The sequence below is a fragment of the Streptomyces sp. YKOK-I1 genome, from assembly GCF_054660435.1.
In genome coordinates, this window is sequence record NZ_BAAGDR010000001.1 from 1,921,436 (window position 1) to 1,934,245 (window position 12,810).

Genomic DNA, 12,810 nt, shown 5'->3' on the forward strand with positions numbered 1-12,810 from the left:
GATCCGCCGAACGGGACCGTGGCGCTGGCCTGCACGAATCGCCAGTAGAATCCGTACACGTGACTTCTGCGCCCGCCAAGCCCCGCATCCCGAACGTCCTCGCCGGACGGTACGCCTCCGCCGAGCTCGCCACGCTCTGGTCGCCCGAGCAGAAGGTGAAACTGGAGCGTCAGCTCTGGCTCGCCGTGCTGCGGGCCCAGAAGGACCTCGGGATCGAGGTGCCGGACGGGGCGATCGCCGACTACGAGCGTGTCCTGGACACCGTCGACCTGGCCTCCATCGCCGACCGCGAGAAGGTCACGCGGCACGACGTGAAGGCGCGGATCGAGGAGTTCAACGACCTCGCCGGGCACGAGCAGGTCCACAAGGGCATGACGTCCCGCGACCTCACGGAGAACGTCGAGCAGCTCCAGATCCGTCTCTCGCTGGAGCTGGTCCGCGACCGCACGGTGGCGGTGCTGGCCCGTCTGGGCAAGCTGGCCGGCGAGTACGGCGAGCTGGTCATGGCCGGCCGCTCGCACAACGTGGCCGCGCAGGCCACCACCCTCGGCAAGCGCTTCGCGACGGCCGCCGACGAGCTGCTCGTGGCGTACGGCCGGGTCGAGGAGCTGCTCGGCCGCTACCCGCTGCGCGGGATCAAGGGCCCGGTCGGGACGGCGCAGGACATGCTGGACCTGCTGGGCGGTGACGCGGCCAAGCTCGCCGAGCTGGAGGACCGGATCGCCGGTCACCTGGGCTTCTCCCAGGCCTTCACCTCCGTGGGCCAGGTCTACCCGCGCTCGCTGGACTACGAGGTCGTGACCGCGCTGGTGCAGCTCGCCGCCGCGCCCTCCTCGCTCGCCAAGACGATCCGGCTGATGGCGGGCCACGAGCTGGTGACCGAGGGCTTCAAGCCGGGCCAGGTCGGCTCCTCGGCGATGCCGCACAAGATGAACACCCGCTCCTGCGAGCGCGTCAACGGCCTGATGGTCATCCTGCGGGGTTACGCGTCGATGACCGGTGAGCTGGCGGGCGACCAGTGGAACGAGGGCGACGTGTCCTGCTCGGTGGTGCGCCGGGTGGCTCTGCCGGACGCGTTCTTCGCGCTGGACGGTCTGCTGGAGACGTTCCTGACGGTGCTCGACGAGTTCGGCGCCTTCCCGGCGGTCGTGGCCCGGGAGCTGGACCGCTACCTGCCGTTCCTCGCCACCACCAAGGTGCTGATGGGCGCGGTGCGCGCGGGGGTGGGCCGTGAGCTCGCGCACGAGGCGATCAAGGAGAACGCCGTCGCCTCCGCCCTCGCGATGCGCGAGCAGGGCGCGGAGCGCAACGAGCTGCTGGACAAGCTGGCCGCCGACGAGCGTCTTCCGCTCGACCGCGCCGAGCTGGACGCCCTGATGGCCGACAAGCTGTCCTTCACGGGCGCGGCGGCCGCACAGGTGGCCGTGGTCGTCGGCCGGATCGAGGAGATCGTCAAGCAGCGGCCCGAGGCGGCCGGTTACACCCCCGGGGCGATCCTCTGACACCCTCGCCCCGCTTCACCCAGGCGGAGCTGGAGGCCGCCCGCGACCGTCTCGTACCGGACGTCGTCGCGGGCGGTCTGCGTGTGCTGTTCTGCGGGATCAACCCGGGGCTGATGACCGCCGCGACCGGTCACCACTTCGCCCGTCCGGGCAATCGCTTCTGGCCGGTGCTGCACCTGTCCGGGTTCACACCGAGGCTGATGAAGCCGGCCGAGCAGGCGGAACTGTTGGCGTACGGCCTCGGGATCACGAACGTGGTGGCGCGGGCGACCGCACGGGCCGACGAGCTGAGCGCCGAGGAGTACCGCGAGGGCGGGCGGCTGCTGACGGAGAAGGTGACCCGCCTGGCGCCCCGCTGGCTGGCGGTGGTCGGGGTGACCGCCTACCGGGCCGCCTTCGAGGACCGGAAGGCCTCGGTGGGGCCGCAGGAGCGGGTGATCGGGCGGACGCGGGTGTGGGTGCTGCCGAACCCCAGCGGACTCAACGCCCACTGGACGGCGACGACGATGGCGGAGGAGTTCGCCCGGCTGCGGCTGGCGGCGGAGAACTGAGCGGCACAGACCCGGCGGCACGAGACGGCACAGACCCGGCGGCACGAGACGGCACAGACCCGGCGGCACGAGACGGCACAGACCCGGCGGCACGAGACGGCACAGACCCGGCGGCACGAGACGGCACAGACCCGGCGGCACGAGACGGCACAGACCCGGCGGCACGAGACGGGTGTTGTCGTCAGGGTGGGTCGGTTTCGGTGGCGACGAGGAGGAGTTCTATCTCGTCGTCCGGGTCGAGGTCGGCGACGCCCAGGGCGATCCAGCGGCCGTGGTCCGCGGCCTGCCAGAGGTACACGTCCGCGACCCGCAGGCTCAACTCGGCCCAGGGCTCGGGTATCTCCTCGGTCGCGGTCCGCAGCCGTACCGTCTGCAGGCCGAGGTGCTCCGGCTCGCCCCATCTGCGCGTCAGTTCCCCTGCCAGGTCCTCCCTCTCCTCGTGGAACCGCGCCGCCTCCGCGACCCGCACCGCGGCGTCCGCCGCCCTGAGACCATGGCTGGTCGCTAAGGCGGCGGTGCGGTCGCCGGGACCGGCGAGCAACCTCTCGATGTCCATGGGTCCAGTAAACCGGCCGCCACTGACAATTGGCGGCGCGTCAGCGGGCCCCTTCGTTCAGGCGTCCCGGCGGTGGAGCCGCCACGCGCCCGCGGTGACCGCCGCCAGCGCCCAGAGCGCGGCCACCGCGAGCCCCGTCCAGGGGCCGAGCGCGCCGTCCCACGTGCTGTGGAGCACCACCTGACCGGCCCGGTCGGGCAGGAAGTCCGCCGGGTTGCCGGACAGGTCGCCCAGGACGAAGGACACGACGAGGAGAAAGGGGATCAGGATGCTCAGCGTGGCCGTTCCCCTGCGCAGGACGGTCGTGAGACCGGCGGCGAGCAGGGCCATGAGCGTCAGGTGGACGGCACAGCCCACGGCTCCCCGCAGACCCTCCGCCGGGCCCGGACCGGTCGGCGCCAGGGCGCCCGCCAGCGACGCCGTCAGCAGGCCGGTCAGCAGTCCGACGACGAGCACGGGCAAAGCGACCGCCGTCAGCTTGGCGGCGAACCAGCGGCCCCGGCGGGGCACCGAGGCCAGCGACAGGCGCAGGGCGCCGCCCCGGAACTCGCCGGAGACGGCGGTCGTGGCGAAGGCGATGGCCGCGATCTGCCCGAAGCTCACGCCGAAGAACGCGGAGAAGAGCGGGTCGGAGTCCGTGCCGTCGGTGCCCCACGCGGCCAGTGCGGAGAACACGACGGTGGTGAGCGGAATCGCGCAGAGGGCGCCGATCTGCGACCGGAGCGTACGCGTCTTGATCCACTCGGCGCGAAGTGCGGGCGTGAAGTCCGACAAGGTCATGGTCAGGCCTCCTGGTGCTCACGGGACTGCGGAGCCGCGAACTCCACCTCGGCGGCGGTCAGACCGAGGTAGGCCTGCTCCAGCGTGCCTTCCTCCGTGGCCAGTTCGAGCAGGGGGACGCCGGCCGCGCAGAGCAGCGGGCCGATGTCGTCCACGCGCGCGTGGGACACGGTCCAGTGGCCCTCGGGGTGTTCCACGGCCTCGTGGCCGTGCCGGGCCAGTGCGGTCCGCAGGGTGGCGGGGGCCGTCGTACGGATGCGGACGCGGGGGTGCACGCGTGCGTCGATGAAGTCCCGCATCGGGGTGTCGGCCAGCAGACGGCCCCGGCCGAGGACGACGAGGTGGTCGGCGAAGGACGCGGTCTCGTTCATGAGGTGACTGGAGACCAGCACCGTGCGGCCCTCGGCGGCCAGAGCGCGCAGCAGTCCGCGGATCCAGACGATGCCCTCGGGGTCCAGGCCGTTGGACGGTTCGTCGAGCAGGACCACTTCGGGGTCGCCGAGCAGGGCGGCGGCGATGCCGAGGCGCTGGCGCATACCGAGGGAGTACGTCCGCACCCGTCGGCGGGCGGCCGGAGCGAGGCCGGTCTCCGCCAGGACCTCGTCCGCCCGGCGGGCCGGGATGCGATTGCTCGCCGCCAGCGCGAGGAGGTGGTCGCGGCCGGTGCGCGAGCCGTGCGGGGCCTGGGCGTCGAGCAGGGCGCCGACCCGGCGCAGGGGGTCCGGGAGGGTGACGTAGGGGCGGCCGCCGACGGTGGCGGTGCCGGAGGTCGCCCGGTCGAGGCCGAGGACGAGGCGCAGGGTGGTGGACTTGCCGGCGCCGTTGGGGCCGAGGAAGCCCGTGACCCGGCCGGGCAGGACCCGGAAGGTGAGGCGGTCGACGGCGCGCCGGGTGCCGTACTCCTTGGTGAGGTCGTGGACGTCGATGCTGGTCATGACCACGACTCTGGCGGCCGGCCGGGGTGCGGGGCCTCCCCCGGCCGGGGAGAGCGTCTCCCCCGCTCGGGGGAGGTCCGTTGTCGGTGGGGCCTGGCAGGCTTGTCCGCATGGGCCGCTGGCTGCGCCCGCTGTTGCGGGGGACGACGTACACACGACTGCTGCACCTGTGGGTGCCGATGCTGGTCGTGAGCCTCTGGATGTTCATCGACCCGTCCCGGCCGTGGGTGCCCGCGCTGGTCCTCGTCCCTGTGGGGCTGATCCCGGGGGTGCGCAGGGGCGAGGGTGTGCAGGCCCGGCTGCTGCTCCTGGCCGGGGAGGCCGACTCCGGACTCTCCGTGGCCGCGGCCGCGACCTGGCGCGACCGGCTGCGCACCGTGGTGTGGCTCGAAGTGCGCATGCTGCTGGGCGCGGTGACGACGTTCGTGTGCGTCTGGCTGCCCGTCCTCTGCTACGAGCTGGTCCGCGCCGCCCTCGGACGTCCGGGCGGCGACATACCGCTCGTGCGGGACGCCCCCGGGCACTGGGCCTGGGCGCTCCTCGCTCCCCTGCCGCTGTGTGTGCTGTACGGCGTGGTGGTCGGCCTCGGCCGGGTGGTCACCGCGGCCGCCCGGGCCCTGCTCGGTCCCTCCGCGGCCGAGCGGCTCGCCGCCCTGGAGGAGCGGACCGATCAGTTGCTGGAGCGCACCCGTATCGCGCGCGAGCTGCACGACTCCCTCGGGCATGCGCTGACGGTGGCGGTGGTGCAGGCGGGCGCGGCCCGGGCGGCCGGCGACGCGGAGTTCACCGACCGGGCGCTGGCGGCGATCGAGGACACGGGGCGGTCGGCCCTCGCGGATCTGGAGCGGGTGCTCGGGGTGTTGCGCGAGGCGGAGCGTCCGGTGAGCGGCAGACCCACGCTCGCCGAGGCCGACCGGCTCCTGGAGTCGGCGCGGGTGTCCGGCGCGAAGGTCGACGCCGAGCTGAGCGGCCCGCTGGACACGGTGCCGGGGCCGGTGTCCCGGGAGGGCTACCGGATCCTTCAGGAGGCGCTGACCAATGTGCTGCGGCACGCGGGGGCCGTCCCGGTGCGGGTGCGCGTGGGCGTCGTGGCGGACACCCTGCGTCTGGAGGTGCGCAATCCGCTGCCGGCCGGCCTGCCGGGCCCCGGGCGGGGCAGCGGGCTGCGCGGGATCCGTGAGCGGGCGGCCCTGCTCGGCGGACATGCCCGGATCGGGCCGGAGGCGGGCGACTGGGAGGTGCGTGCGGAGCTGCCGCTGCGCTGATCTACGCTGGCCGGATGCCGGTGACCGTGCTCCTCGTGGACGACGAACCCCTGGTCCGTGCGGGTCTGCGGGCCGTGCTGGAGGCGCAGGGCGACATCGAGGTCGTGGGCGAGGCGGCGGACGGGGCCTCGGTGATCCCGCTGGTGCGGCGACTGCGGCCCGACGTGGTCGCCATGGATGTCCGGATGCCGCTGATGGACGGCATCGAGGCCACCCGGGCGGTGCTGCGGACGGTGGACCGGCCGCCGAAGATCCTGGTCGTGACGACCTTCGAGAACGACGAGTACGTGTACGAGGCGCTGCGGGCGGGCGCGGACGGGTTCCTCCTGAAGCGGGCCCGGCCCGCCGAGATCGTGCACGCGGTGCGGCTGGTCGCCGAGGGCGAGTCGCTGCTGTTCCCATCGTCCGTACGGCGGCTGGCCGCCGAGTACGGCGGGCCGGGCGGCAACCGCGCGGCCCGGGACACCCTGGAGCGGGCCCGGCTGACCGAGCGGGAGGCCGAGGTGCTGCGGCTGATGACGCGCGGACTGTCCAACGCGGAGATCGCCGGGCAGCTGGTGGTGGGCACCGAGACGGTGAAGTCGCATGTGAGCGCGGTGCTGGCGAAGTTGGGGGCGCGGGACCGCGTGCAGGCGGTGATCACGGCGTACGAGTCGGGCTTCGTGGCGCCGGGTTGAGACGGTGTGTGACGGCATCGGTACGGATTCCGCACTCGCCCGGCTCGTCCCCGCCGAGTACGATCCGCCCAACACGCGCACGAGCTGGAGGACAGACGTTGGGGCGGCTGACCGGCGGGGATCCCTCGCTGTTGCGCAGGATCAACTCCGCGGTGGTGCTGCACGCGCTGCGTGCCACGGACTGCGCGACGCTCACGGAGATCACCCGTGTGACCGGGCTGTCCCGGCCGACCGTCGAGGGGGTCGTCGAGGATCTCATCGGGGCCGGGCTCGTCGTGGAGAAGGCGGCCGACGAGAGTGTCGCCCGGCGGCAGGGGCGGCCCGCGCGGCGGTTCCGGTTCCGCGCCGAGGCCGGGCATCTGCTGGGCCTGGAGATCGGCCCGCACCGGGTGGCGGCGCTGCTGGCCGATCTGGACGGGCGGCTGCTGGGCTCGCAGGCCAAGGACGTCGACGAGACGGCGACCGCGGACGAGCGGCTGGAGCGGCTGCGCGCCGCGGTCGCCGAGCTGCTGCGTCGGGCGGGCGTGCCACGGGACTCCCTGCGGGCGGTCGGGGTCGCCACGCCCGGCATAGTCGAGGCGGACGGGACCGTGCGGCTGGGCACGGCGCTGCCCGAGTGGACGGGACTGCGGCTGGGCGACCGGCTGGGTCGTTCCTTCAAGTGTCCGGTGCTGGTGGAGAACGACGCCAACGCGGCGGCCGTCGCCGAGCACTGGAAGGGCTCGGCCACCGAGTCCGACGACGTGGTGTTCGTGCTGGCCGGGCTGAGCCCGGGCGCGGGGTCGCTGATCGGCGGACGGCTGCACCGGGGGTACGGCGGGGCGGCCGGGGAGATCGGGGCGCTGCATCTGCTGGGGCGTGAGGTGACGCCGGAGACGCTGCTGTCCACGACGGGCGAGCCGCTGCATCCGCTGGACGAGCAGGCGGTGGCCAAGGTGTTCGCCCGGGCCCGTGAGGGCGACGAGCAGGCGCGGGCGGCCGTGGACCGGTTCATCCAGCGGCTCGTCCACGATGTGGCGGCGCTGGTGCTCGCCCTCGATCCGGAGCTGGTCGTCGTCGGCGGCTGGGCGGCCGGGACCGACGGCGTACTGGAGCCGCTGCGGCGGGAGTTGGCGCGCTACTGTCTGCGGCCGCCCCGGGTGGCGCTGTCGATCCTGGGTGAGGCGGCGGTGGCGATGGGGGCGCTGCGGCTGGCGTTGGACCATGTCGAGGAGCAGCTGTTCGCCGTGGAGGGGACGGTGACGGCCCGCAGGTGAGGGCGTCGGCGGCGGGAACCCGGCGAACCGGCGCCGCCCTGAGAAAGGGAACGCGCCGCGCCCCGGAGGGAGTTCCGGGGCGTGGCGCGCGGGCGTCAGGAGGCCTGGCGTTCCGGTTCCGGGCCGTGGTGTATCTCCACGCCGCCCGAGGCGCCGAACGTCAGGCGGCACGTGTCAGCGCGGTACGTGGCGACGGAGAGGGCGGCGGTACGGCCCCCCGCGAAGAAGCGGGTGGTGACGACGAGGACGGGGGCGCCGGGCAGCCGGTCGAGCTCCCTGGCGTCGTCCGCGCGGGCCGAGCCCAGCTCCACGGCGCGGTCCTGGCCCTGGAGTTCCAGGTGCTGGAGTTCGCGCAGCACCGCACGCGCGCGGGCCGCCTCGGACGGGGTGTCGATCGCGGTCAGGTCGGGCACCGAGGCCGCCGGGACGTAGAGCAGTTCGGCGGCGACCGGCTGGCCGTGGGAGACGCGCGAGCGGCGCACCACGTGCACCGCCCGCTCGCGCGGGGTCTCCAGGGCGGTGGCGACGGCGGCGGGCGGGACCGCGAGGGCGCAGTCGACGCAGCTCCAGGCGTCGTCCCCGCTGCCCGGCCAGCCCTGGCGCTCCGAGCCGACGGCGACACCCATCCGGGGCGGTGCGACGGTCGTGCCGACGCCGCGACGGCGCTGGAGCCGGCCTTCCAGTTCGAGCTGCTCCAGGGCCTGGCGCAGCGTCGCACGGGCGACACCGAAGCGGGCGGCCAGGTCGCGCTCGTTCGGCAGGATCTCGCCGACGGAGAACTCGGAGTCGAGTGCCTCGCTGAGCACGGTCTTGAGATGCCAGTACTTCGGTTCCGGCACCGATTCCAGTTGCGTGGTCCCCACCCTGTCCTCCGCAATCGCCGTGGTCCGGCGGCGTATTTCGCGCCCTTGTTTATTAAAGGTTGTTGTACTTCTCTGCGACCATAGGGCGGCCCCCATCCTTGGTCAAGACCAATCAGCGCGGTGCTGTCCGGGCGGAATCCGGGCTCCCGGCACACAATGACCGAGTCGGCAGTGGTCCGGAAACGGGAGGTCGCCATGCGGTACGGGGTGCTGGGCACGGGGCAGGTCGGTCGTACGCTCGGCGGGAAACTGGTGGCACTGGGCCACGAGGTGACCCTGGGTTCGCGTACGAAGGACAACCCGGTGGGCCGGGAGTGGGCCGCGACGACGGGCGCCGCCGCCGGGACGTTCGCCGAGGCCGCGGCGGGCGCCGAGCTGGTCGTGAACGCGGTGGCGGGGCAGGTGGCGCTCGCCGCGCTGGAGGCGGCCGGGGCGGAGAGCCTCGCGGGGAAGGTCGTGGTGGACGTCTCCAATCCGCTGTCGTTCGAGGGCGGCGAGGTGCGTCTGTCGCCGGTGGAGTCGGACAGCGTGGGCGAGCAGATCCAGCGGGCGTTCCCGCACGCACGGGTGGTGAAGTCCCTGAACACGGTCAACTGCGAGGTGATGGTCGATCCCGGGCGGGTGCCGGGGCGGCACCAGATCTTTGTGTGCGGGGAGGACGCCGAGGCGAAGGCGCAGGTCACGGAGTTGCTGGGGGAGTTCGGGTGGCCGGCGGACCGGGTGCTCGACTTGGGCGGCATCCAGGCGTCACGGAGTGTGGAGATGTGGCTGCCGCTGTGGCTGAACCTCATGCGCCACTTCGGGCACGCGGACTTCAATCTGGAACTGCACACGCCCCGTTGAACCGGTCCGGGTCGACGGCACCCTTGAGGGCTACCCGTCGGTAGCAATTGCTGACAAGCTGTCTATGACGTTCGCCGGTCCGCCCAGACGAGGAGCTCCCCCATGCCCGCCACCGTCTCCTTCCCGGTCACCACGCCCAGTGGCCCGCAGCCGGTCTCCGTCTCCTACGAGCGGACGGGCCGCGGCGAACCGCTTCTGCTGCTGCACGGGATCGGCCATCACCGGCAGGCCTGGGACCCGGTGGTGGACCTCCTGGCCGCCGAGCGCGACGTCATCGCCGTGGACCTCCCGGGCTTCGGCGTCTCCCCCGCGCTGCCGGAGGGGCTCGCCTACGACCTGCCGACCACGACCGCCGTGTTCGCCGCCTTCTGCGAGGCGCTGGAACTCGAACGGCCGCATGTGGCGGGCAATTCCCTCGGCGGACTGCTCGCCCTGGAGCTCGGTCGCGAGAAGCTCGTACGGTCCGTCACCGCGCTGTCCCCCGCCGGGTTCTGGTCGGAGGCCGAGCGGCGGTACGCCTTCGGCGTCCTGCTCACCATGCGTCACATCTCCCGTCGGCTGCCGCTGCCCCTGGTCGAGCGACTGTCCCGTACGGCGGCCGGACGCACGGCGCTGACCAGCACGATCTACGCCCGTCCCGGTCGGCGTGCGCCCGAGGCCGTGGTCGCCGAGACGCTCGCGCTGGCCCAGGCCACCGGCTTCGACCAGACCCTGCGGGCGGGCACCACCGTGCAGTTCACCGACGACATCCCCGGGATTCCGGTCACCGTCGGCTGGGGCACCCGCGACTGGCTGCTCGTGCGCCGCCAGGGCGTCCGCGCGAAGCAGATCATCCCCGCCGCCCGTCTGGTCCGCCTCCCGGGCTGTGGCCACTGCCCGATGAACGACGACCCGGCCCTGGTCGCCCGCGTCATCCTGGACGCGAGCAACTGAGGTGGGGCCGGTCGGGTGAGGTGACACGCGGGACGCTCGAACCGGACACGAGAGGCTGAGCCGACATGCCGGGCTGAGGGCGGCCGAGGTTGAGCGTTCAATCGGCCGGGGGTGGCCCGAAACAGCGGCGGGGGCTGCCAGCCCAGGGGGCAGGCCACCGGGCGGGCCAGGGCAGGTGGAGGTGCATCGCCGGGCGAGCCCGGACGGGCGAGGGCGCACCGCCGGGCGGGCCCGGACGGGCAAGGCCGCCGGGCGGGCCCGGACGGGCGAGGGCAAGGCCGCCGGATGGGCCCGGGCAGGCGAGGGCGCACCGCCCGGACGGGCCGAGCCCAGGGCGCGGCCCGGCGCGGGGGTGGGCAAGACCGAGGGGCGGGCGCAGACGCGGGCTGGACAAAGCAACGGACAACGGAACGAGCCGAACACGGAATCGGGCGGCGTACGGGGCCGTGCCGCACATGTGGGCGAGCCGGGACACCGGGCCGTGCCGAACGTGTGGGCGAGCCGGGACACCGGGCCGTGCCGCGCATGTGGGCGAGCCGGGACACCGGGCCGTGCCGCACATGTGGGCGAGCCGGGACACCGGGCCGTGCCGCACATGTGGGCGAGCCGGGACACCGGGCCGTGCCGCACATGTGGGCAGAGTCCCCATGCGGCCTGTCCGTCACCCGCTCCGATGTCGCCACCGGTGGCCTCGGCCAGGCGGTCCGCGAGCCGGCACGAACACCGGCCGGGAACCAGGACGAGCCCAGCAGGGCAGCGGGCCGGCGGGCTTGGCGACAGACTGCCGCGGGATTCGGCCCGCCGGGGGCAGGGGACAGCGTGGGGACGGTCGCCCCGTGGGCCGCGGAGGACGGCAGCACCGGTAGGCCCCGGAGGACCACACAGCCCGCGCCGCACTCACGGGCCTCCCAGGCGTCGGTGGGGTGACTCCCCTCCGTGTGCTGGGAGTTGTTCACTTGGGGTTTGCGTGGGCGCTGTCGTGTCCCCGTAGTTGTGGCGGTGCACACCGGCCGGATCCCGTCCCTGGAGGCCCTCCCATGTCCCACCTTCATCTGCCCGGGCGCCGCAGTGTCCTGCGCGGCTCGCTCGCCGCGTCCGCGGCTCTGACCCTGCCCGTCGCGGCCGGCGCGGCACCGGCGCTGGCCCTGTCCGGACGGCCCCGGGCCGACTGGGGCGTGCAGACCGGGGACGTGACCTCGGACTCCGGTCTGGTGTGGGTGCGCGCGGACCGTCCGGCCCGGATGATCGTCGAGACGGCCGCCACCGAGTCCTTCCGGCACGCGCGGCGCCGGCACGGCCCCCTCCTGGGCGCCGGCACCGACTTCACCGGCACGACCCGGCTGCACGGCCTGCCCGCGGGCGAGCAGATCCACTACCGCGTGCTGCTGGCCGACCCGGACGACCCGCGCCGTACCGGCGAGCCGGTCACCGGCACCTTCCGCACCGTGCCCGCCGGCCGCCGGCGCGGGGTGCGCTTCCTGTGGTCCGGGGACCTGGCCGGCCAGGGCTGGGGCATCAACCCCGAGCTCGGCGGCTACCGCATCTACGACGCCATGGCCAAGCTCGACCCCGACTTCTTCCTCTGCAGCGGCGACAACATCTACGCCGACGGCCCGATCACCGCGACCCAGGCGCTGCCCGACGGCTCCCTCTGGCGGAACATCGTCACCGAGGAGAAGTCAAAGGTCGCCGAGTCCCTCGGCGAGTTCCGCGGCAACTTCCGCTACAACCTGCTGGACGAGAACCTGCGCCGGTTCAACGCCCAGGTGCCCTCGATCATCCAGTGGGACGACCACGAGGTCCGCAACAACTGGTACCCCGGCGAGGTGATCGCCGCCTCCGACACCCGCTACACCGAGAAGAGCGTCGACGTCCTCGCGGCACGCGCCCGCCGGGCGTTCGGCGAGTACTTCCCGATCTCGACGCTCCAGCCGGGTCGCGAGCAAGGCCGGGTCCACCGCGTGCTGCGGCACGGTCCGCTGCTGGACGTGTTCGTGCTGGACATGCGGACGTACCGCAACGCCAACTCGCCCGACGACCAGACGGTGGACCCGCAGGGCATCCTCGGCCGGGAGCAGGTGGAGTGGCTGAAGCGGGAGCTGACGCGTTCGCGCGCGGTGTGGAAGGTGATCGCCGCCGACATGCCGCTCGGCCTGGTCGTGCCGGACACCACGGAGGGGAAGGCGAACATCGAGGCGGTGGCGCAGGGCGACCCGGGTGCGCCGCTCGGCCGTGAGCTGCAGATCGCCGAGCTGCTGCGGTTCGTCAAGCACCGCAGGATCACCGGCACGGTGTGGCTGACGGCCGATGTGCACCACACCTCGGCCCAGCACTACCAGCCCGCGCGGGCCGCGTTCACCGACTTCGAGCCGTTCTGGGAGTTCGTGTCCGGTCCGCTCAACGCGGGCGCCTTCCCGGCCAACGCGCTCGACGGCACCTTCGGTCCGGAGCGGGTGTTCGTGAAGGCCCCGACCGCGTCCAACGTGTCCCCGGCCGGCGGCTACCAGTTCTTCGGCGAGGTCGACATCGACGGCGACAGCGGGGAGCTGACGGTCCGGCTGCGCGAGCAGGACGGCACCGTGCTGTTCACCCAGGTGCTCCAGCCGGGGCGCGTGGGACAGTGAGGGCGCGGCAGGAGCCGTAGAAGAA

General features: G+C 73.5%; 12 protein-coding genes. 8 read left to right on the forward strand and 4 right to left on the reverse strand.

The genetic code is table 11. The features are described from left to right. Window positions 1–59: 59 nt before the first annotated feature. Window positions 60–1,502 (forward strand): adenylosuccinate lyase, encoded by a 1,443-nt coding sequence (purB, locus tag ACYQ8Q_RS07970; RefSeq protein ID WP_460063073.1) that lies wholly within the window; start codon window positions 60–62, stop codon window positions 1,500–1,502. Continuing rightward, on the forward strand, window positions 1,499–2,053 hold the full coding sequence (mug, locus tag ACYQ8Q_RS07975; protein ID WP_460073213.1) for a G/U mismatch-specific DNA glycosylase: 555 nt from the start codon (window positions 1,499–1,501) through the stop codon (window positions 2,051–2,053). The genes purB and mug overlap by 4 nt, the downstream gene beginning before the upstream one ends. Before the next feature lie 181 nt (window positions 2,054–2,234). On the opposite strand, the gene ACYQ8Q_RS07980 is transcribed toward mug, so the two are convergent. Genes ACYQ8Q_RS07980 through ACYQ8Q_RS07990 form a run of 3 tightly spaced genes read right to left on the reverse strand, consistent with a single transcriptional unit; the run spans window position 2,235 to window position 4,324 of the window. Beyond that, a complete protein-coding gene (locus ACYQ8Q_RS07980; protein ID WP_460063074.1) occupies window positions 2,235–2,609 on the reverse strand; it encodes a hypothetical protein in 375 nt (124 codons plus the stop codon). A gap of 57 nt (window positions 2,610–2,666) precedes the next feature. Next, window positions 2,667–3,389, reverse strand: coding sequence for an ABC transporter permease (locus tag ACYQ8Q_RS07985; protein ID WP_460063076.1), 723 nt, complete (start codon window positions 3,387–3,389; stop codon window positions 2,667–2,669). A 2-nt stretch (window positions 3,390–3,391) separates the two neighbouring features. Continuing rightward, window positions 3,392–4,324, reverse strand: a complete 933-nt coding sequence (locus ACYQ8Q_RS07990; protein ID WP_460063078.1) for an ABC transporter ATP-binding protein — start codon at window positions 4,322–4,324, stop codon at window positions 3,392–3,394. Window positions 4,325–4,434: 110 nt separating this feature from the next. On the opposite strand from ACYQ8Q_RS07990, the gene ACYQ8Q_RS07995 reads away from it, so the two are divergent. The 3 genes from ACYQ8Q_RS07995 to ACYQ8Q_RS08005 all read left to right on the forward strand — a co-directional run bounded on the left by ACYQ8Q_RS07995 (window position 4,435) and on the right by ACYQ8Q_RS08005 (window position 7,522). After that, window positions 4,435–5,589, forward strand: coding sequence for a sensor histidine kinase (locus ACYQ8Q_RS07995; RefSeq protein WP_460063079.1), 1,155 nt, complete (start codon window positions 4,435–4,437; stop codon window positions 5,587–5,589). Between the two features lie 14 nt (window positions 5,590–5,603). After that, window positions 5,604–6,266: a response regulator transcription factor gene (locus tag ACYQ8Q_RS08000; protein WP_460063080.1), complete on the forward strand. Its 663-nt coding sequence runs from the start codon at window positions 5,604–5,606 to the stop codon at window positions 6,264–6,266. 98 nt (window positions 6,267–6,364) lie between these two features. After that, window positions 6,365–7,522, forward strand: coding sequence for an ROK family transcriptional regulator (locus tag ACYQ8Q_RS08005; protein ID WP_460063083.1), 1,158 nt, complete (start codon window positions 6,365–6,367; stop codon window positions 7,520–7,522). 95 nt (window positions 7,523–7,617) lie between these two features. Here the strand turns inward: ACYQ8Q_RS08005 and ACYQ8Q_RS08010 are convergent, their stop codons facing one another. Next, complete coding sequence (locus ACYQ8Q_RS08010) at window positions 7,618–8,385, reverse strand: GntR family transcriptional regulator (protein WP_460063085.1); 768 nt, start codon at window positions 8,383–8,385, stop codon at window positions 7,618–7,620. Window positions 8,386–8,580: 195 nt separating this feature from the next. On the opposite strand from ACYQ8Q_RS08010, the gene ACYQ8Q_RS08015 reads away from it, so the two are divergent. From ACYQ8Q_RS08015 to ACYQ8Q_RS08025, 3 genes are all read left to right on the forward strand, one after another. Beyond that, window positions 8,581–9,228 (forward strand): NADPH-dependent F420 reductase, encoded by a 648-nt coding sequence (locus ACYQ8Q_RS08015; RefSeq protein ID WP_460073214.1) that lies wholly within the window; start codon window positions 8,581–8,583, stop codon window positions 9,226–9,228. A 102-nt stretch (window positions 9,229–9,330) separates the two neighbouring features. Next, on the forward strand, window positions 9,331–10,161 hold the full coding sequence (locus ACYQ8Q_RS08020; RefSeq protein WP_460063088.1) for an alpha/beta fold hydrolase: 831 nt from the start codon (window positions 9,331–9,333) through the stop codon (window positions 10,159–10,161). Between the two features lie 1,037 nt (window positions 10,162–11,198). Further along, the gene (locus ACYQ8Q_RS08025) at window positions 11,199–12,785 is read left to right on the forward strand and encodes an alkaline phosphatase D family protein (RefSeq protein ID WP_460063089.1); all 1,587 of its coding nucleotides are present in this window, start codon (window positions 11,199–11,201) and stop codon (window positions 12,783–12,785) included. Window positions 12,786–12,810: the final 25 nt, after the last annotated feature.

Bases quoted from the DNA above. Each gene is read 5' to 3' on its own strand.
- ACYQ8Q_RS07980 (WP_460063074.1), bottom strand. From the start codon at position 2,609: ATGGACATCGAGAGGTTGCTCGCCGGTCCCGGCGACCGCACCGCCGCC.
- ACYQ8Q_RS07985 (WP_460063076.1), bottom strand. From the start codon at position 3,389: ATGACCTTGTCGGACTTCACGCCCGCACTTCGCGCCGAGTGGATCAAG.
- ACYQ8Q_RS07990 (WP_460063078.1), bottom strand. From the start codon at position 4,324: ATGACCAGCATCGACGTCCACGACCTCACCAAGGAGTACGGCACCCGG.
- ACYQ8Q_RS07995 (WP_460063079.1), top strand. From the start codon at position 4,435: ATGGGCCGCTGGCTGCGCCCGCTGTTGCGGGGGACGACGTACACACGA.
- ACYQ8Q_RS08000 (WP_460063080.1), top strand. From the start codon at position 5,604: ATGCCGGTGACCGTGCTCCTCGTGGACGACGAACCCCTGGTCCGTGCG.
- ACYQ8Q_RS08015 (WP_460073214.1), top strand. From the start codon at position 8,581: ATGCGGTACGGGGTGCTGGGCACGGGGCAGGTCGGTCGTACGCTCGGC.
- ACYQ8Q_RS08020 (WP_460063088.1), top strand. From the start codon at position 9,331: ATGCCCGCCACCGTCTCCTTCCCGGTCACCACGCCCAGTGGCCCGCAG.
- ACYQ8Q_RS08025 (WP_460063089.1), top strand. From the start codon at position 11,199: ATGTCCCACCTTCATCTGCCCGGGCGCCGCAGTGTCCTGCGCGGCTCG.